The sequence below is a fragment of the Sedimentibacter sp. genome (genome assembly GCF_038562225.1).
GTDB lineage: Bacteria > Bacillota > Clostridia > Tissierellales > Sedimentibacteraceae > Sedimentibacter.
Genome location: NZ_JBCFAS010000002.1, coordinates 510,865 through 530,635 on the forward strand (window position 1 = coordinate 510,865; position 19,771 = coordinate 530,635).

At 42.3% G+C, this 19,771-nt stretch carries 16 protein-coding genes and 1 other annotated feature; of the genes, 1 reads left to right on the forward strand and 15 read right to left on the reverse strand.

The features are described from left to right. Nucleotides 1-45: 45 nt before the first annotated feature. The 8 genes from AAGU76_RS08870 to AAGU76_RS08905 all read right to left on the reverse strand — a co-directional run bounded on the left by AAGU76_RS08870 (nucleotide 46) and on the right by AAGU76_RS08905 (nucleotide 9,859). A complete protein-coding gene (locus AAGU76_RS08870) occupies nucleotides 46-1,068 on the reverse strand; it encodes a branched-chain amino acid aminotransferase (RefSeq protein ID WP_342485116.1) in 1,023 nt (340 codons plus the stop codon). 245 nt (nucleotides 1,069-1,313) lie between these two features. After that, on the reverse strand, nucleotides 1,314-2,504 hold the full coding sequence (locus AAGU76_RS08875; RefSeq protein WP_342485117.1) for a glycine C-acetyltransferase: 1,191 nt from the start codon (nucleotides 2,502-2,504) through the stop codon (nucleotides 1,314-1,316). Nucleotides 2,505-2,527: 23 nt separating this feature from the next. After that, nucleotides 2,528-3,568 (reverse strand): L-threonine 3-dehydrogenase, encoded by a 1,041-nt coding sequence (tdh, locus tag AAGU76_RS08880; protein WP_342485708.1) that lies wholly within the window; start codon nucleotides 3,566-3,568, stop codon nucleotides 2,528-2,530. A gap of 241 nt (nucleotides 3,569-3,809) precedes the next feature. Continuing rightward, complete coding sequence (locus tag AAGU76_RS08885) at nucleotides 3,810-4,499, reverse strand: metallophosphoesterase (RefSeq protein WP_342485118.1); 690 nt, start codon at nucleotides 4,497-4,499, stop codon at nucleotides 3,810-3,812. 8 nt (nucleotides 4,500-4,507) lie between these two features. Next, entirely contained in the window at nucleotides 4,508-7,201 is a 2,694-nt protein-coding gene (locus AAGU76_RS08890) for an AAA family ATPase (protein WP_342485119.1), read from the reverse strand. Then, entirely contained in the window at nucleotides 7,201-8,289 is a 1,089-nt protein-coding gene (locus AAGU76_RS08895; protein WP_342485120.1) for a metallophosphoesterase, read from the reverse strand. Before AAGU76_RS08895 ends, AAGU76_RS08890 begins: the two co-directional genes overlap by 1 nt. Before the next feature lie 26 nt (nucleotides 8,290-8,315). After that, entirely contained in the window at nucleotides 8,316-9,113 is a 798-nt protein-coding gene (locus AAGU76_RS08900) for a GNAT family N-acetyltransferase (RefSeq protein WP_342485121.1), read from the reverse strand. Nucleotides 9,114-9,169: 56 nt separating this feature from the next. Next, on the reverse strand, nucleotides 9,170-9,859 hold the full coding sequence (locus tag AAGU76_RS08905; RefSeq protein WP_342485122.1) for a Crp/Fnr family transcriptional regulator: 690 nt from the start codon (nucleotides 9,857-9,859) through the stop codon (nucleotides 9,170-9,172). Between the two features lie 99 nt (nucleotides 9,860-9,958). Here AAGU76_RS08905 and AAGU76_RS08910 point away from each other — a divergent pair, with 99 nt between their 5' ends. Then, the gene (locus AAGU76_RS08910) at nucleotides 9,959-10,681 is read left to right on the forward strand and encodes a 4Fe-4S dicluster domain-containing protein (RefSeq protein ID WP_342485123.1); all 723 of its coding nucleotides are present in this window, start codon (nucleotides 9,959-9,961) and stop codon (nucleotides 10,679-10,681) included. 98 nt (nucleotides 10,682-10,779) lie between these two features. On the opposite strand, the gene truA is transcribed toward AAGU76_RS08910, so the two are convergent. From truA to AAGU76_RS08945, 7 genes are all read right to left on the reverse strand, one after another. Next, complete coding sequence (gene truA / locus AAGU76_RS08915) at nucleotides 10,780-11,517, reverse strand: tRNA pseudouridine(38-40) synthase TruA (RefSeq protein ID WP_342485124.1); 738 nt, start codon at nucleotides 11,515-11,517, stop codon at nucleotides 10,780-10,782. Between the two features lie 271 nt (nucleotides 11,518-11,788). Further along, nucleotides 11,789-12,565, reverse strand: a complete 777-nt coding sequence (locus tag AAGU76_RS08920) for an ATP-binding cassette domain-containing protein (RefSeq protein WP_342485125.1) — start codon at nucleotides 12,563-12,565, stop codon at nucleotides 11,789-11,791. Further along, entirely contained in the window at nucleotides 12,552-13,442 is an 891-nt protein-coding gene (locus tag AAGU76_RS08925; protein ID WP_342485126.1) for an ABC transporter permease, read from the reverse strand. The genes AAGU76_RS08920 and AAGU76_RS08925 overlap by 14 nt, the downstream gene beginning before the upstream one ends. Before the next feature lie 127 nt (nucleotides 13,443-13,569). Then, nucleotides 13,570-14,607 carry an ABC transporter substrate-binding protein gene (locus AAGU76_RS08930; protein ID WP_342485127.1) on the reverse strand — a complete coding sequence of 346 codons (1,038 nt, stop codon included), beginning with the start codon at nucleotides 14,605-14,607 and terminating at the stop codon, nucleotides 13,570-13,572. A 427-nt stretch (nucleotides 14,608-15,034) separates the two neighbouring features. Then, nucleotides 15,035-15,263, reverse strand: a binding site (T-box leader). Between the two features lie 153 nt (nucleotides 15,264-15,416). After that, on the reverse strand, nucleotides 15,417-17,210 hold the full coding sequence (locus tag AAGU76_RS08935) for a phosphoenolpyruvate carboxykinase (GTP) (protein ID WP_342485128.1): 1,794 nt from the start codon (nucleotides 17,208-17,210) through the stop codon (nucleotides 15,417-15,419). Between the two features lie 240 nt (nucleotides 17,211-17,450). Continuing rightward, a complete protein-coding gene (locus tag AAGU76_RS08940) occupies nucleotides 17,451-18,362 on the reverse strand; it encodes a hypothetical protein (RefSeq protein ID WP_342485129.1) in 912 nt (303 codons plus the stop codon). Beyond that, a complete protein-coding gene (locus AAGU76_RS08945) occupies nucleotides 18,359-19,753 on the reverse strand; it encodes a Na+/H+ antiporter NhaC family protein (RefSeq protein WP_342485130.1) in 1,395 nt (464 codons plus the stop codon). The genes AAGU76_RS08940 and AAGU76_RS08945 overlap by 4 nt, the downstream gene beginning before the upstream one ends. Between the last annotated feature and the right edge of the window lie 18 nt (nucleotides 19,754-19,771).

Here is a 19,771-nt window from a genome sequence, read left to right on the forward strand (position 1 = left end):
TGCCTGAACATCAAGGATCTCTTTTATATTCTTAACTCTTAATTCTTAATTGACTTTATAAATCCATCCTTCTGGCGGATTTACATCGCCCATCTGAATTCCGTACAATGTTTCGTAAAGTTTTCTTGTAACAGGGCCTACTTCAGTCTGGCTGTGGAACACGTGCATGTTGCCTTTGTGTTCTATTCCTCCGATAGGAGTGATAACAGCTGCTGTTCCGCATGCTCCGGCTTCTGCAAACTGGTCAATCTGGTCGATGTAAACATCAGTTTCGATTGCTTCCATTCCCAGGTATTCTTTTGCAACCTGCATCAGGGAAATTCTTGTTATACTCGGAAGAATTGAAGTCGAATGCGGTGTTATAAACTTATTGTCCTTTGTAATACCAAAGAAGTTTGCTGCTCCTACTTCGTCAATTTTTGTGTGAGTTGCAGGATCTAGATAAATGCAGTCTGCAAATCCCTTTGCAACAGCGTCATGGTGTGAATGCAAGCTTGCTGCGTAGTTTCCGCCGACTTTGTTCTTTCCTGTTCCGTGTGGTGCAGCTCTGTCTTCGTCTGTAGTTACAAAGTTAACCGGATTCATTCCGCCTTTGAAGTAAGGACCAACAGGCATGCCGAATACGCCGAATATGTATTCCGGAGCAGGTTTAACTCCGATGTTGTCTCCGATTCCTATTACGTATGGTCTAAGGTAGAAAGTAGCTCCTGAACCGTATGGGGGTACCCATGCTTCATTGGCTTTAACTACCTGCATGCACGCGTCTATGAATTTCTCAACGGGAACCGCAGGCATCATTACCTTTTCACAGCTTTTCTGCATACGCTTAGCATTTTCATCCGGTCTGAACAGCTGGATTCCACCGTCCTTAGTGCCGTAAGCCTTTAATCCTTCAAAACATTCCTGTCCGTAATGAAGACAAGTTGAACCTTCACTTATAGAAATTTTATTGTCTTCAACAAGCTGACCGTCATCCCATTTTCCGTCTTTCCAGTAAGATATGTACCTTTTGTCAGTCTTGATGTAGCTAAAACCAAGTTCAGACCATTTTATGTCCTTTTTCTGCATTGCATTGCCTCCTTCATTAAAATAATTGTTGCAATTTAGTATATACCTTTTCAACTTTTTTTTCAATTATTTTGTCCCCGAAAAAAATTAAAATAAAATAAAAAACTGTTTCGTCAAGGATTAACGAAACAATTTTTACTATTTATATTGAATTTTCAGCTTTAAAAGCTTTTCGTAAATTCATAATGCAAAATTCCTACCATATAAGGCATCATTTTAGCTTTTTCGGCATATTTCCCGGGCAATTATATTCCCAGTTCTTCCTTCGCTTCCTTAAACGCCCTGATGGCATAGTCCAGGTCTTCCTTTGAATGTGCCGCAGAAATCTGCGTCCTTATTCTTGCCTTTCCTTTTGGAACAACAGGATAGTAGAAACCTATTACATAAACTCCCTTTTCAAGAAGCTTCTCGGCCATCTTCTGCGACAGCACGGCATCACCCAGCATTATGGGCACTATGGGATGTTCGCCTTCTACTATGGTTAGTCCGATTTTCTTGATTTCCTGTCGGAAGTATTTTGTGTTTTCTTCAAGCTTATCCCTGTAACTTGTGCTTTCAGACAGCATCTCAAGAACCTTCAGCGAAGCTCCAGCAATGGCCGGTGCCAGCGTATTGGAAAACAGGTACGGTCTTGAGCGCTGTCTCAGCAGGTCTATTATTTCCTTTCTCCCGCTGGTGTATCCGCCGCTGGCTCCTCCAAGAGCCTTGCCCAGAGTTCCTGTAATTATGTCCACTCTTCCTACCACGTCCCTGTATTCATGTGTTCCTCTTCCTGTCTTGCCTACAAATCCCACAGCATGGCTGTCATCTACCATAACCATGGCGTTGTACTTGTCTGCCAGGTCACATATTCCTTTAAGGTTAGCAATTATACCGTCCATGGAGAATACGCCGTCGGTTGCAATTATTTTTATCCCGGCTCCGTCCTTGTCTGCCTGAATCAGCTGTTCTTCCAGGGAAGCCATGTCATTGTTTTTGTATCTGTACTTTTTCGCCTTGGAAAGTCTGACTCCGTCGATGATGCTTGCATGGTTCAGTTCATCGCTGATGATTGCATCATTTTCCGTTGTGATAGTTTCAAACAGTCCCCCGTTGGCATCAAATGCCGAAGAGTAAAGAATGGTGTCTTCGGTCATCAAAAAGCTGCTCAGTTTTTCCTCCAGTTGTTTGTGAATGCTCTGTGTTCCGCATATGAACCTTACGGATGAAAGTCCGTATCCCCATGTGTCGTATGCTTTTTTTGCAGCCTCTATGACCTGTTGATTGTCTGCAAGCCCCAGGTAGTTGTTGGCGCACATGTTGAGAACGCCGTTGACCCTGGTTGTATTTATCCTGCTTTTTTGAGGTGTGGTTATGACTCTTTCTTCCTTCCAAAGGCCGCTGTCTTTTATTTCCTGCAAAATATCCGTGTAATGTTTTTTATGGTTTTCGTACACTTTACCATCCCCTTTCGTATTTATTAAAGCTGTCTTTTTTCAGTCCAGTCCAGAACTACTTTTCCGGACTTTCCGCTGAGCATTGCTTCAAAGCCTTTCTCGTACTCGGTGTAATGGAACCTGTGGGTTATTATGGGCGAAATATCCAGTCCCGATTTCAGCATGGACTGCATCTTGTACCACGTCTCAAACATTTCTCTGCCGTAGATTCCCTTGATGTGAAGTCCGTTGAATACTACCTTGTTCCAGTCCACTGCAGTGTCTGGCTCCTGAATTCCAAGCATGGCAATTTTGCCGCCGTGAGTCATATGATCGATCATCTGGTTGAGAGCAATGCCGTTGCCTGACATTTCCAGGCCCACGTCAAATCCTTCCTTCATACCCAGTTCAGCCATGACGTCTCTCAAGCTTTCTTCCCTTGTGTTGACAGTCCTGAAATGCCCCATTTTCTGGGCAAGTTCCAGCCTGTTGTTGTTTACATCCGTGAGAACCACAAATCTTGCGCCGGCATGTTTGGCTATGGCTGCTGCCATAATCCCGATGGGTCCTGCCCCTGTCACAAGCACGTCTTCTCCAAGCACTTCAAAAGACAATGCTGTGTGAGCCGCGTTTCCGAAAGGATCAAAAATGCTGTAGATTTCCTCCGGAAGCGAACTGTCGCAAAGCCAAATATTTGTTGCAGGCAGTGTTACATACTCAGAAAATATTCCGGTACGGTTCACCCCCACTCCTTTTGTATCCTTGCACAAATGTCTTCTACCTGCCAGACAGTTGCGGCACTTTCCGCAGACTATGTGCCCTTCTCCTGAAACCAGATCTCCAACCTGCAGATCCCTGACTCCTTTTCCAAGCTCAACAATTTCACCCACGAACTCATGACCGATGGTCATAGGAACAGGTATCGTATCCTGAGCCCATTTGTTCCACTCATAGATGTGGACATCTGTTCCGCAGATTGAAGTCCTATGGATTTTTATCTTTACTTCTCCCTCTTCAGGAACGGGTATATCAACCTGTTCAAGCCATAATCCGGGTTCTCTGTATTTCTTAACAAGCGCATCCATCTTCCCCATGTTTCACCATCCTTACATATAAAAACGTTTTTTTCTAAATAAATAATACTCTAGATTTGTATCTGTGTCAAGAGCCGGCTATCTTTTTTGTTTACATCCCATGTACAAATTTTGCTGCTTGCATCACATTCATCTTGCATTTTGTCAAAATATCAAACATCCTTGTTATGATGGCCTTTTTACAGTTTTATATGCAAAAAAATATCCGGAAAAAATCCGAATATCAATTAAATTATCTTATTAACTTCAGTTCGAAATTCATGTAGTCGCTTGAAACGCAGTGTACATTTATGCCGTCGATGAAACCTTCCCTTATGTTCTTATGGCCGTCCTCTCCATGGAGATGGCCGTAAATGCAGTCACGGGTATTATATTCCTTTAGGATTGAAAAGAATTCGTTGGGGAGGCCATCACTTGTAAACGGAGGAAAATGAAGCATGACTATTATGGGCTTTGAACATTTCTTTGCTGAATCCAGGGAAATTTTCAGCCTGTTCATTTCTCTCATGAATATTTTTTTGTTTGTTTCTTCTTCAGTGTGTTCCTCCATGGTATCCCAGCCTCTTGTGCCGCATACGACACAGTCTTCAAACTCATAGCTGTTGTTTTTCAGGAACCTGATGGTGCCCAGGTCCAGCCTGTCAAGCTTGCTTGAAGTTGACCACCAGTAATCATGGTTGCCTTTCCCTATTATTTTTGTTCCAGGCAGACAGTCGATTCTCTCCAGATCACCAATGGAGTCTTCAAGCTTAAGAGCCCATGAAATGTCGCCCGGTATGAGGACAATATCCTCTTCCCCAACCGCGGCTTTCCAGTTATGTATTATTTTTTCCTCGTGGTCAATCCAATTGTCGCCGAACACATTCATAGGTTTTTCCTTTTTGAAGTCAAAATGCAAATCGGCTATAGCAAATATTTTCATATGCATCCTTATAATTTTATATAGTTGAACTTAACGTTCATCTGTTTTGCTGTCTCAGCTTCTCTTTCCTGGCATGTGAACAAAATTACCTGCCTTCTTTCGCTTTCTTTGGAAAGCATCTCAATGGACTTTTTCAGCCTGGTTGTGTCGTACTGCACGAAGCTGTCATCAAATATGAGCGGTATGTCCATGTTGTTGCTTAAGATGCTGCTTAATCCCACCCTCAGGGACAAATACAGCTGGTCCAGTGTTCCTCCGCTGAGGCTTTCAAGCTCCACGTGCATGTCTTTATTATCCTCAGCAATAACCGTTATATTCATGTCTTCGTCAAATGCAACCTCACAGTACTTTCCTCCGGTCAGGTATGAAAAGTTGTCGCTGATGGATTTTTTAAGAAGAGGCATGAAATCTCCCTTGATTGAATCTGAGATGTTGATGATTTTTTCAGCAGCCATGTCGGCAATTTCAATCTTTCTTTTGAAAGTGCTTATTTTGTCCTCATAAAAATCTATTTCTTCCTCAATTTCAGCAAGGCTTCTGGTACCGGATTCAATGTCTGCGATTTCCTTGTGTATGTTGTTCACATTTTCATTCAGCTTCGTTTTCTCATCATTTATTCTGAATATCTCAAGCTGTGATTTCTGTTCGTCTACTTCCTTTGTTTCAAAAAACATCAGGCCTTTTGTCTTTTCCTTCAATTCTTCAAAATCTTCATTTTCCAATATTGATGACAGTGTTGTTTCACAGAGGTCTCTTTTTTGTATGAGCTCTTCGTACTTTTCCATCTGGACTGCAGCTTTTTTGAAATTTTCAAGATTGTCCATGCCGTTTGATGCCAGTATCATCTCCAGGCGTTTTTCCTCGAAGGAAGCTTCCTTATCAAGCCTGTTAAGGTTTTGCACCAGCTGGTCAAACTTCTGAACAAGCTCTGATATTTCATATTTGACGCTGTCTCTTCTGTTGTAGGCTTCATTTACTTCTTTTATGCTGTCGGCATCCGGTTCATCAAAACCAAATACAGAAAAAATCCTTTTCAGTTTTCCCGCAAGTTCTTTGTTTTCCAGTTCAGTTTCCTTCAGCTTCTCTTCATCAAACTTCAAAAGCCTCATCTTTTCTTCCGCTATGTTTTTTTCCGTGGTTTTTTTACTGCAGATTTCAGTCATTTCACCGAAATTGCCGCATCCTGATTTCTTGATTATCTCGTCTTTTTCTGCTTCAAGCTGCGCTTTTGAAGCCGAATAATCAGCATAGCTGCATTCCATGCCTTCAATTTCATTTTTGGCGCTTCTTGCCCTGACGCTTTTCCTGGAAGAGGAGACATACAGCATCAAGGCCGGTATTATTCCTGCTGCCCCGTAGTAGTATTCAATTATTCCGTAGGTATATCCGTAGTAACCTGAGTACGCTCCCCCACCCAGGAATACTGTGCCCAGCAGGAAAAGGAAAAAGCTCTTCATGCCCTGAGACCTTTTGAACCGCTTCATGGCCTCATAGTCCTTTGAATCGAGAAAAACATTTATGGTATCAATTTTTTTGTTGATTTCCTCCACGCTTGAGAAATCGCCAAGGAAGTTGAGTATTTCATCCATGCTTATACTTTTTAGACTTTCATAGCCGGAAAGTATCTTTGCTTTCATGTCGCTTATTTTTGCGGCGCTGGCCATGTAGTTTGCGTAGTCTTCGTTGAGGGTGTCAATGGAAAAACCTTTTTCAAAGCGCATTGCCAGGTGGCTTTCCAGCGACTTCAAATTTTCCTCTGCATCCTGCTTCTGGTCTAGAAGCTTTTGTTTTTGGGCGCTCATGTCCTGAAGAATTCTTTCGATATTTTCAGCTTCCCTGAAATCCTCCTTTGAAAAGCTGTTTTCTATCTGAATCCTGGCCAATGATGATTTGATTTCTTCAAGCTCCGCCTTTACAGGTTGCGCCCTATCCAATCTTTCTCTGGCTTTTGACAGTTCATAATCCCGAAGCTGTGTTTTCAGTTCATCCATGCGCATGTCCAGCTCGTTTATTTTATTTCTGAGCTTCTTTTTCTCCATGGCAAGAAACATAACCTGCCCGGAAGCATTGAGCGAATTTTCACGCGCTGCCTTAAGCTCTGCAAGCCTCAGGGAGTACTGACCCAGCAGAGTCTTACCGTTGTCTTCGCTGCCGGCCTCTTCCCTGATGCTTTTAAGCCTTGAGATTATCCTTTCAATGGATATGGACTGATCCCTGGTGCTGCTTAAGTTTATTATCTTATTCTTCAGTTCCCGCGCCAGTTCCTGCTCAGTCTTGTTTCCCAGCTGCCTGACGCTTACGGTATTTCTGAATGAAGTCTTGCTCATGTTTAAGAAAAATTCACCCGGATTATCTATTTCTTCCTCGACCATTTCCGGATCGCTGCGGTCACTGGACTCTTTTTTGAAAACCTGTGTGGTTCCCAGTAAAAAATCTCTGGACACCACATACTTCTCGCCGTTTTCAAGGCTCATGCCCAGGGAACCTCTGTAAAGGTCGCCGATCCACGGTTTGTACTTGTTATATTTCTCCTGTCCTGTTTCACCGTCTTCAAAACCGTACAACATGGCTTCAATGAAATTGTGGATTGTACTTTTTCCTGCCTCGTTTTCACCGTACACTATGTTGAACCTGCTTCCAAAGTACAGTTTCTTGAATGAAAATTTTCCAAAAGCCCTCAAATGCAGTTTGTTGATGTACATTACCTTACCACCTTTTCCTTTCTGAGAACCTCTAGTCCAAGCTTAAATGCCTGCTGCTCCTTTTTATCCTGCTGGTTTTCAAACTGCAGCTTGTAGCTTTCTATTATGTTGTAGTCATTGCTGTCGCAAATCTTGTCCTCAGTGTTTTTGTATGAATAGTTTTCCTCAAATTCAATGTAGTAAAAAAATTGTTTTGCTTCGTTTTCCACTTCATCCATGGATATGTCTGTGCTTACGGTTCCTGTAAGATTTATTTTTACATAATCCTTGATGTTGGAAAATGTGTCTCCTGAAAACTTGATGAGGTCCAGAATCTTGTTGAAGCTGTAGTTTACGTCAAGGTTAATTTCTCTTGTGGTGAACTTTCTTCTGGCTGAAACTACCAGGGAATGCTCAGGATTTTCCTTTTCCAGCGTGCCTTTTATGTAGCCGTGGTCTCCGCTTTCATCGAAACCCAGAGGCTCCGGCGAGCCACTGTACACAACGTTTTGTTTAAGCTGTTCAAAGTTGTGTTTTCCTCCCATGGCACAGTAGTCAAACTTGTTCTTAATGGGATCAAGTCTCACGGAAAATTCATCGTCGCTGTCCAGGCGGCAGTTTAAAAGCAACACGTTTATTTTGCTTTCATCAACGGAGATATCATATATGAGCTGTTCCCTTTCGCTGTTTTTGGAATTATCCCAGCTAAGAGAATGTATGCACAGATTGTCTTTCGGAAAAATAAGTTTTTCCACAGAATCGGTGCTTTTTATGAAATAGACATTGTCAGGCCAGTCCATATACTCATACAGGCTGTTGATGGTGTATGGGTCGCTTTTGCCGCACGCAATGACGACAGTGGTGTTTTCAATGGACTTGAATTTCCTGGATAAGCTGCTGAGGCTTTTGAAATCCGTATAATCGCCTTCAGTCATGTCACCGGCAATGAACAAATATTGAATTTTTTCATTTTTGGCTGTCTTTATGATTTCGTCAAACGCATCCCAGATTTCCTGCCTTCTTTTTTCCCGTTCCTTAAGGCTGAAATTCTTGATGTTGAATTTTTTTCCCAAATGTATGTCAGATGTATGTATAAATGATATTTTCATGGCCGCTCCCTCTTGATATAAGTGAACTATATTTCAGCTGCAATCATCCAGTTTCCTGTTGTTTCAAAACCTATCCTGTGGTAAATGCTGCCTGCTTTCTCGTTGCTGTAAAACAGACATATGTTGTTGCAGTCCTTCAGAGTGTCTTTGCAAAGCTTGGAAAGGCAGCGTGATGCCATCCCTCTGTTTCTGTATGTAGGACTGGTTGCCACGTCCACAACCATGGCCGCATAATCAGTCTCTGCCGAAGTTCCCGCAGCGCAAACAATGCTACCGTTTGCGTCCTCTATGAAATAAAAGCGCCCGGACCCTGTTCGAATGCTGTTTTCCAGCATGTCCCTGTCTTCACCGGTGTTGTTGAATTCGTCGATGGATTCTATGAAATCCGATAATCTTCCTGCATCAGAGACCTCTGCCGTTCTAATCTCATACTTGCCGTCATCTACCGGAAGTTTTGATGCATCCTTCAGCTCGCAGAAAAATTTTCTGCTTGCATTAAACTCCTTCAACGCATCTGTAAATTGAACGACTATGTCATACTTGCCTGAAACAAGCTTTTTCTTGCTATGTGAGGATATTATTTTTTTAAATTTTTCCGTGTCAACCAGTTCACAGCTCTTCCAGTACGGTATGAAGTTGCCGTAGTACCTTAGAAGCACCCCGTTGATTTTTCCTTCACCGCCGAAATCTCCCCAAATTTCCATGAAATCTTCGTCAAATCCCGTATTCAGTATGTCACCTATGATGAAAAGATTGTAGGAGGCTTCCTCCATGAGGAAATTCAAAACATCTTCTTTATCTCTTTCACTTAACTTCCTGATCATAATAACCTCCAACTATATTGTATCACACAATGCAAAGGTCTTCAATGAATAAGTAATCAATCCGCAAGCTCTTTAAGTCTGTCCATGTCCTTAATCTTTACTGATGAGCGGTACACCTCGATTATTCCTTCCTTCTGCATGCTGGAAAGCTCCCTGGACAAGGAAGGCCTTGTAACATTTAAAAATTCCGCCAGATCCTGCCTGTTCATGGGCATGTTGAATGTAAGAGATTTGGTTTTTTTATTCATGGACAAAAGGTACACCGCAATACGTCCTCTCAGCGTCTCTGCATTCAGTATGGTCATCTTGCTGTTGAGCATGATTATCTTATCAGAAAGAATTGTAAGCATGTTGCTTATGAGCTGTTTGTGGAAGCTGCACACTTCCTTGCACATATTCACAAAAATACCGTAGGGTATCAAAAGAGCCTTGCTGTCTCCTGAACTCACAAGATCGTAGGGCGACTTTCTGACGGAGGAAAATATCAACGCTTCCCCAAACAGGTCGTTTTTTTCAAGAGTTGTGACTATTACTCTTGTTCCGTTGTACTTCTGAGAAACAAGATTGAGTTCTCCATGAAGCACTATTCCTATTTTTTGAACAGTGTCTTCCTTTTCGAATATCACCTGATTTTCCTTATACATTTCCACAGTGGCGTTGCTGCATTTAAGAATTGTTCGTATGTCCTGGTCGCTGATGTTTTCAAACAGCTTGTTGTTTTTTATCAGTTGAACTATATCTTCCATATTTCCTCTTTTTTCGTAACATATGTTACATACTTTACTTTTTCATTTTAATATACTAAAATAAACAAGTAAAGAAAAATTTAAAAGGGGATTTAAAAAATGAAAAGAAAAATAGTTAAAATACATGAAGAAAAATGCAATGGCTGCGGATTGTGCGTAAACGCATGCCATGAAGGAGCTTTGGAACTTATTGACGGCAAGGCGGTTTTGGTTTCAGACGCCTACTGCGACGGCCTGGGAGACTGTCTGCCACAGTGTCCGGTTGATGCCATAGAAATAATCGAAAGAGAAGCCGATGAATTCGACAAGGAATTGGTTGAGCAGCGAATGAAGGAAAGAAAAGTTCAGCAGGAACCTCTGCCCTGCGGATGTCCCGGACATACAGCAAAAGAGCTGAAAGTTAGAACAGCACCTGCTGTTGTGAAAGCCGAAAAAGCAGAAACAGCTCCTCAGACCAGCCAGCTGAGACAATGGCCTGTACAGATAAAGCTTGTTTCTCCCAATGCTCCGTATTTTGAAGGCGCTCACATACTGGTTGCCGCAGACTGCACAGCATATGCCTATGCCAACATTCATCAGGATTTCATGAAGGGCCGCATAACGCTGATCGGATGCCCGAAGCTTGACAGCGTGGATTATTCAGAAAAGCTGACAGCTATTTTAAAACACAACAACGTGAAGAGCATAACTGTCCTGAGAATGGAAGTTCCGTGCTGCACAGGAATTGTCAATGCCGTAAAGACAGCAATCCTGGATTCAGGAAAGATGATTCCATGGGACTTCAAGATAGTTTCCACCGAGGGAAACATTTTGGAGAATTAAGAATTAAGAGTGAAGAATTAAGAATGAATGAAAGGAATTGTGCGCGCACAATTCCTTCTTTTAATTCTTAATTATTAATTCTTCATTCTTAATTGAATTTAGTATTCTACATCTTTCAGGAAAAGGGCGTTTGCCGGAACCATGGGACCTGCATCTGCTCTTTTTTGGGCATCAAGTATGTTCTTCACATCATCAGGAATGATTTTTCCATTGCCTGCCTGGATGAGTGTGCCTAGTATTATCCTCACCATGTTCCATAAAAATCCGTTTCCGTTTACTTCAATTTCAATTATGCCTTCATTTTCCAGAATATTGATGTAGTTGATGGTTCTGACCGTGGACTTGGTCTTCGACTTAAGTGTGGTGAAACTTTGAAAATCATGGGTTCCCACAAGCACCTGAGCGCACTGTCTCATTTTGTCAAGATCAAGCTTTTCATCTATGCGGTGAACATACCTGCGGTCAAAGACATTTTTAACCTGCCCGTTGTTTATCCGGTACATGTAAGTCTTTGACAGGATATTGTACCTGGCATGGAACCTTTCGCTGGCATTTTTCACCGAAATCACCGCGATGTCATCAGGAAGGTTTTTATACAGATACCTCTCCATGTCTTCAACCACCATGTTTGAATTTGTATGGAAGTTTGCAGTGTAATTTAATGCGTGGACGCCGGTATCCGTCCTTCCGCAGCCCACAAGCTGCACATCTTCTCCTGTCATGGAGCTTAAAATACTTTCCAGGCATCCCTGCACGGTCTTTATGTTTTCAGTCTGCTTCTGCCATCCCTTGTACCTGGCACCATCATACTGTATGATCAATTTCACGTTTCGCATTTAAATAGCTAAACAATTGCAGTAATTACAAATTAATATCTGCAATTGACTCCTTCACTTAATTTTACATTTATTATATAATAAACTCTCAAGTTTTCAAGGATATAATTGTGATTTAGAAAATATTTGTCAAATATCCTGCTCTAGTCAATTTCACCAAATGATCAGACTAATAATTCTTAATTCTTAACTCTTAATTCTTAATTGCTTTTCCAATTCTTAACTCTTAACTCTTAATTCTTAATTGAATTTTTAACTCTTAATTGCCTTTCTAAACCGCTTCCTGAAACACAAGCCCTGAGTTTCTGGAGTTGTAGATGTTAAGGAGCTCCTTTTCGGTTATGTTTGCGTTATTCACATCAAGAATAACCTTTCCCTTGTCAAGCATTACAATCCTGTCGGAATATTTTATGGCATCCCTCACGTTGTGGGATATCATCATGGTTGTTATGCCGTTGTCTGCGATGAGCTCCCTGGTTTTTTCCATTATGAGGTGTGACGTCTTTGGGTCCAGCGCTGCTGTGTGCTCATCAAGAAGGAGAAGCTGTGGCTTGTTCATGGTTGCCATTAAAAGGGACAATGACTGCCTCTGTCCTCCTGACAGAAACTTCACTTGTGTATCCAGCTTGTTTTCAAGTCCCAGGTCCAAGGTTTTCAATATTTCCCTGTAAAACTCAATCTTGTTTTTGTTTATGAGCTTCCTTAAACCGAACCTCTGGCATTTCTTGTCTGAAAGGCTTATGTTTTCCAGAATCGTCAGGGACGGTGACACACCCATGGACGGATCCTGGTGAACTCTGCCTATGAATCTGGCCCTTTCGTTTTCCTTAAGTTTATTGATATTCTCGCCGTTCAGGATTATGTCGCCTTCATCCTGGACAAGAACTCCGCTTATTATGTTGAACAGGGTGCTTTTGCCGCAGCCGTTGGCTCCCAGAATTCCCGTGCACTCACCCTTGTTTATCTGAAAATTGAAGCCCTTGAATATGGTTGCTTCGTTTTCTGTTCCTGTGTTGAAGGCTTTTGTCAAATTCTTAATTTCCAGCATATACTCCCTCTTCTTTCTTTGCTGTACTTGATTTTTTTGTTTTCTTCAGGTTCGGCCCGAATGTGTTGTAGCTTAAAAACAATATCACTATTGCTGCATTTATGGCCTTCAGGTCCGTTGGCGCCAGTCCCAGATCAATGGCATATGCTCCAATGAACTTGTACATCAGCGCTCCCATGAGAGCCCTTGTGGTGTTTTTAAGTTTCCCTGTGTTTTTAAGTATGGTATCCCCAACGATTATGGAAGCTATGGCTGTGACGATAATAGATACTCCCATGTTGATGTCTGCAAATCCCTGGTATTGTGCCATGAGGGCTCCGCTCAATCCAACAAGTCCGTTAGAAATCATTAGCCCTATGAGCTTGTACCTGTTTGCATTTTCTCCAAGAGATTTTACCAGCGTCTCGTTGTCTCCCGTTGCTATGAGGAGGTATCCTATTTCGGTTTTCAGAAACACATCCATGAGTATTTTGACAGCAAGTGCTATTATTATTAAAACTATTACCTCTTCCTTGCCGTCGAATATGGAAGGGTAGTTGAAGAGTCCGATGTTAGATTTCCCGTTAAGCCTCAGATTAACGGAATACAGTATGGTCATGGTGAGTATTCCCGAAAGCAAAGATCTTATTTTCAGCTTGATGTTCAGCGTATAGGTTATCAAGCCTGCCAGAGTTCCCAGAAAGAACGCTGACAGCGTGCTTACAACCGGCGAAGCTCCTGCGGTAATGAACCTGGCGAATATGAAGGCTCCCATCGGGAATGTTCCTTCCACACTCATGTCTGCAAAGTCCAGTATCTTGAATGTTATGGTAACCCCTATGGCCAGCACGGCAAATATGAGCCCCTGTTCGATTGATGTTAAAAGTAATGTGTTCATAAATATTTCCTTTCTGTTCCTATTAGGAATTATAGTCAGGATTTGTGCAAAGCACAAATCCTTCCATTAATTCTTAATTCTTAACTCTTAATTATTTATTATTAACTCTTAATTATTAATTGTTTTTTTATTCTACGAAATCCGCACCTTCAAAGGCTGATTCATTCTTTTCAAATCCCAGTGCTGCCGCAGTCTTAAGGTTAACCTTCTTTTCAAATTCGGGAGATGTCTGAACCGGAATTTCCGAAACAGGTACTTTGTCCACAAGTATTTGTTTTGCAATGATAGCTGATTGCTTTCCTATGGCATAGAAGCTTATTCCCTTTGAAACCATTATTCCTTCGTCCACGTGAGTGCCGTCGGCTGAAACCGTAATGAGGCTTTTTTCCATGGCCAGCTTTGCAACCAGCGATATTGATGATGCAACCATGTTGTCAGTTATGATGTAAAGACCTTCAGCCTTCTTTGATATGGTGTCAACCGCCTGGGGTATGTCGTTGACTGTAGCAATGCCCACAGTTTCGATTGTCAGGCCCATTTCTGCCGCTATTTCCTTTGTCTGGTTAACCTGAACCTCTGAGTTTGACTCGCCTGTATTGTAAATGATTCCCACTGTTTTTATGTCCTTATTCAGTTCCCTGAAAAGCTCCAGATTTTCCTTTATGGGAGCTGCATCCACAACACCGGTTATGTTGTTGTCCGTAACGTCCATGGCTGTAACCAGCTGGGAAAATACGGGATCTGTTACTGCAGTGAACACCAGTGGAATTTCAGTACCTTCTATTGCCTGTTTAGCTGCCTGTGAAGTCAGTGTAGCTATGGTGAATATGAGATCAACATCATCCTTTACAAACTTTTCTGCTATCATCTGTGCATTTGTGATTTCTCCCTGTGCGTTCTGGTCAACCAGAACAGCATCGACGCCCTGGTTTTTAAGTTCGTCTATGAAACCCTGCCTTGAAGCGTCAAGGGCAGGATGCTGAATAAGCTGCGCTATTCCTATTGTAAACTGTTCTTTTGTCTGTGATTGCTCACTTGCCTGTGTTTCTGTCTTTGCTGTTTCATTAGAAGTTGTATCTGCCTTAGCGCTCTGAGCGCAGCCGGTTAATATCATCGGCACGCACATTGCTGCTGCTATAATTTTTTTAATCTTTCCAAATTTCATAATTTCCTCCCAAATGCTGAATTTTAATTTATAAATTAAACCTTGCGCAAAGTTTAAAATCGGTTTTATGTAATGCTGATTAACCTGTCGGCAATTGTTCTTCGCTAACGCTCGAAATAAGAATTGCACGAACCCGGTCATGCACAGTTTCGAACACAAATTTTTCTGTTCGCTATCTCTCGCAAAAATTTGGTTCTCATTGCGTTTGACCTACCAGCAATTCTTGCTTCCCTCCGGTCGCAACAATTGGGTTAGGTCATTTCACAGTCTCAATCACAATTTTGTTTGTTCCCTTCGGTCACACAAAATTGGATTTCGGTGCGTTTGACCTACCAGCAATTCTTGCTTCCCTCCGGTCGCAACAATTGGGTTAGGTCATAAAAAAAAATAATCTTTCATTCCTATAAACACACTCCTTAAATGTGCTTATAGGGACGAAAGATTCCGCGGTACCACCCTATTTATGACAATAATCATCACTCTTCGAGGTCTAACAACCTCTAACCCTGTAACGTAGGTAAACGTGTCTGTCTACTTGGTTTCCCGTTGAACAGACCAGCTCAGCAGTGTATATTATATTTCTCTGTCATTGGCTCTCAGCACCACCAATTCTCTGTAGACATCCAAAATACTTTTCTCTGCATCAACGCCTTATCATTAATTGACATCTTAATCTAAAACGTCAGGCTTGTCAATACTTTTTTTGCAGCAAAATTTTTCCTCTGTTTTATTGTACAAAAAACAAAAGGAACGGCATGCCATTCAAGGTCATCACCGTTCCATATTCATCATTCATCCTGGTTCTTACATTATGCGACTATGTCAGCCAGAGATACTCTTAAGTTATTTTTGAGGGTTTTTAGCTCTTCCCTTAATTCCTGAGGAACAGTGTCGCCGATTTTTTCATAGAATTCCTCGATGCTCTTCTCATCCTCAATCCATGATTCAACCTCTATTTTAAGGAGGTCTTCAACAGTTTCCATTGAAATATCCATTCCGTCAAAGTTTAAATCTTCGGCCAGAGGCAGGTTGCCTATAGGAGCTTCAACAGCATCAACCTCGTTTTCACATCTTTTCAAAATCCATTCCAGAACCCTGAAGTTGTCTCCGAAGCCCGGCCACATGAATTCTCCCTTATCATTGGTTCTGAACCAGTTCACGTGGAAAATTTTCGGCGGGTTGATCATGTTTTCTCCCATTTCCAGCCAGTGTGCAAAGTAGTCTCCCATGTTGTATCCGCAGAAAGGAAGCATTGCCATGGGGTCTCTCCTTACAACTCCCACCTTGCCTGCAGCTGCAGCTGTTGTCTCGGAGGCAAGCGTGGATCCTACGAAAACACCGTGCCGCCAGTCTCTTGACTGATAAACAAGCGGAGCTGTCCTAGCTCTTCTTCCTCCGAATATGATTGCTGAAAGAGGAACTCCTTCAGGAGATTCCCAAAGAGCAGATATGCACGGGCAGTTTTTAGCAGGTGCTGTGAATCTTGAGTTTGGGTGAGCACCCTTTTCCCTGGAAGTTTTCCCGTTCCATGGATTTCCCATCCAGTCAAGTCCGTTTTCCGGCGGGTTGTCATCGAACTTTTCCCACCATACGGTATCATCATCCTGGTTGTATGCAACGTTGGTGAATATTGCGTTTTTCTTTGTGGACATCAGAGCGTTATAGTTTGATTTATCGTTAGTTCCAGGAGCGACTCCGAAGAACCCTGCTTCCGGATTGATTGCCCAAAGCCTTCCGTCTTCCTTGATGCGAAGCCATGCAATGTCGTCCCCCAGTGTCCATACCTTGTAGCCTTTTTTCCTGTACACTTCAGGCGGTATGAGCATGGCAAGATTTGTCTTGCCGCAGGCTGACGGGAATGCTGCAGCCACATATTTTACCTCTCCCTGTGGATTTTCGATTCCCAGGATAAGCATGTGTTCAGCCATCCATCCTTCCTTCCATCCCTGATATGAAGCAATCCTGAGCGCAAAGCATTTTTTGCCCAGCAGCACGTTTCCGCCGTATGCTGAATTAAGCGACCAGATTGTGTTGTCTTCGGGGAAGTGGAATATGTATCTTTTGTTTATATCAAGGCTGCATTTGGCATGGACGCCTCTTACAAAGTCATTTGAATTTCCAAGAGTGTCAAGAACCTTTTGCCCTACTCTTGTCATAATGTTCATGCTCAAAACAACATATATGGAGTCTGTTATTTCAAAACCTATTTTGGAAAACTCGCTGCCCACGGGACCCATTGAATATGGAATAATGTACATGGTTCTGCTGTTCATGCAGTCCTGGTATATTTCCCGTCCCATAGCGTAAGCTTCCTCAGGACTTTTCCAGTTGTTAGTGGGACCTGCATCCTTTTTGTTCCTTGAACAAATAAATGTCTTGTCTTCCATTCTTGCAACATCGTCTTTTTGAGAACGGTGATAGTAGCATCCCGGATACTGCTCCTGATTTAAGGATTTCAGCTCTCCGGATTTGCAAGCTTCTTCACGCAGTTCGTTCAGCTGTTCTTCGCTACCGTCAATCCAAACAACGTTGGCCGGAACTGTCATTTTTATCACTTCATCTATCCAATTCAAAACATTTGAGTTCGAAGTTAAGCTTTTCATAATTCACTCCCCATATGTGTTATATTATTTCGCCATTTTTTATAAATGTGTTATATTATATATCAGCTATTTGTATTATATTACTCATTAATATCTCTTGCAACCCCTAAAATAACTTTCGTTAATATTAAGCTTTTTGCCATAATTTCTTTTAAAAAATATGCAGCAAACGAAATCCCTGGCATAAAAAAAGAGGAAGTTCCGTGCAAAACTTTTATTTGCAGGAAAACTTCCGTAATTTTATATGGATAAATGTGCTATTTGATTTCTTATTTTGTCTGCAGCCAGATCCAGATCGCTTTTTTCCTTTTCCGTCAGTGTTGGCAAAATTATTTCCCGGACCCCATCCTTTCCTAGGCTCACCATCATACCCATTGATACATTCTCATAGCCCAGCTCTCCTTCCAGCGGAACAGAGCAAGGGATTATTTTGCCGCTGTCCAATCCAATGGCCTCCAGAACTTCCGAGGCGGTTACTGCAGACGTCCAGCTGCTGGTCCTTTTTGCATCAAGGTTCTGAAACTCCAAAAACCAGTTCACCAGCCTGCTTTTTATTTCATACTTTATTTCATCATCAACCTTTATCGGTATCCCTTCATATTTGACACTGCTGAATAAAGGCACCTGAGATTCGCCGTGCTCTCCCAGGCAGCAGCCTTCAATTTTATGAAAATCAAGATTGAATCTTTCAGCCAGAGCCCATCTGAGTCTGAGGCTGTCGTTAGCTGAAAAGCCAAGCATCTTCATTCGGTCTCTGCCAAGTTTTTTGTACAGGTAGAAGTTGAATACGTCAATGGGATTGGTTGCTGTCAGAATCAATGCATCCTCGTTGTATTTCCTGATGTTTTCAGCAATTTCGTCCACAACCTTAATGTTGTCTCTCAAGTATTCTTCCCTTGTTTCAACCTTTCTTTCCGGTGCTCCCGCAGCTATGAATATAACCCCGCAGTCACCCATACCTGCATATTCGGCAGCTGTGACTTTCGTGCCTGAAAAGGGCATCATGGCATGCTCCATGTCCATGGCGTGGTGTTTCAACACGTTATGTTTCCTGCCCAACAACTTTATTTCCTCATATATGCCTTTCTGAGCAGTCAAAAAGGCTGTTGTGGAGCCTATGGCTCCGCTTCCTCCAATTATAGCTAGTTTCAATGTTCCTCCTCTTCAGTCAGGTGTTTCTGGTATGTTTTTCCCGTCTTACTGTACAGAATATATGCTGCGGCAACCGTAACTGCCGGACAAACAAAGCATAACACCGAGTACGGTGCATACTGAGCAGCTGTTATTCCAAGTATGGGCTTTATTAGAAATGAATTTATGTTCCAGGGCATCAAAGGTGCGACTATTACTCCTGTGTCTGAAATTGTTCTGGCCAGAACAGATGTGTCCAGCTTCAGTTCCTCATACTTATCCTTTAAAATCCTCCCCGGCAAGATTATTCCTGCTGTCTGATCGCAGGTTGCAACTGTAAGGATTGTGCTTATGAGCCCGGTTCGAAGCACCAGACTCGTCTTTGTTTCAATGCCTGACACAAGCTTATCCATGAGCGGCATGAGAATGTTTCCCTTCTCAAACACCTTGACGAGGGATATGGCACTTACCACAATGAATATGGCTTCAATCATGGAAACCATTCCTCCGCTCACTAGAAGTTCATTGAGCTCCTGTGAAGGCGTGCTTCCGTGAAATCCGAACAAGATGGACCTTATGACTTCCATAACCGTCATTTTTTGAAAAATGACGCTGAGTGCACCACCCACAGCAATGCCTGCAGACAATGTGTAAATGGATTTTATTCCAGAAACCGATAACAGCAAAATTACCGCCGGCAGAAGCATCAGAACCTTAGAGGTGTTGAATCCTTCCGCTATGGCGTTTTTATACAATATAAGCTTACCGTAATCACCTGAGGTGTAGTTAAGTCCGATTATATAGTAAATCAAAGCTGTAAGCGCAACGGTCGGTAACAGTGTAACAAGCGTGGACCTTAAGATATCCTTGTAGTTTCTGTCTATGGTGGCCATAGTCAGGTTTACCAGTCCAGACAGGGGTGAAATCTTGTCTGCGATGAATGCACCGGAAACAAGCACTCCCACCATCAGATTCAAAGGAATTCCAAGTCCAAGGCCTATGCCTGAAAGTGAAATGCCAACAGTACTGAGAGTTCCCACGGCTGTTCCCATGAAATATGATACGGCAGCCATAATCAGGAATGCAGCCATCAAAAAGTTTACTCCTTCCATGTATGTGAAGCCGTAGTACATAATGGTCGGAACAACTCCTGAGGCAAGCCAGATTGATGTTGTCGCCCCTATGAACAGGATGACCAGCACAAGGTTTCTAACTTCGTAGATCGCCGATCCTATGGTCTTTAAAATCACACCTGCCGAGAAACCGCTTTTGTACAAAACGGCACCTGTAAATGCAATGCCAGCCAGAAAGCCAATGTACAACGGTATGGACATCACAATTGACCCTATTATGAAGGAAAGGCACACCGACATTATAGCCACAGGATTAAGCACCAATTTATTATTGTCCAATTAAGCACCTCTTAAACA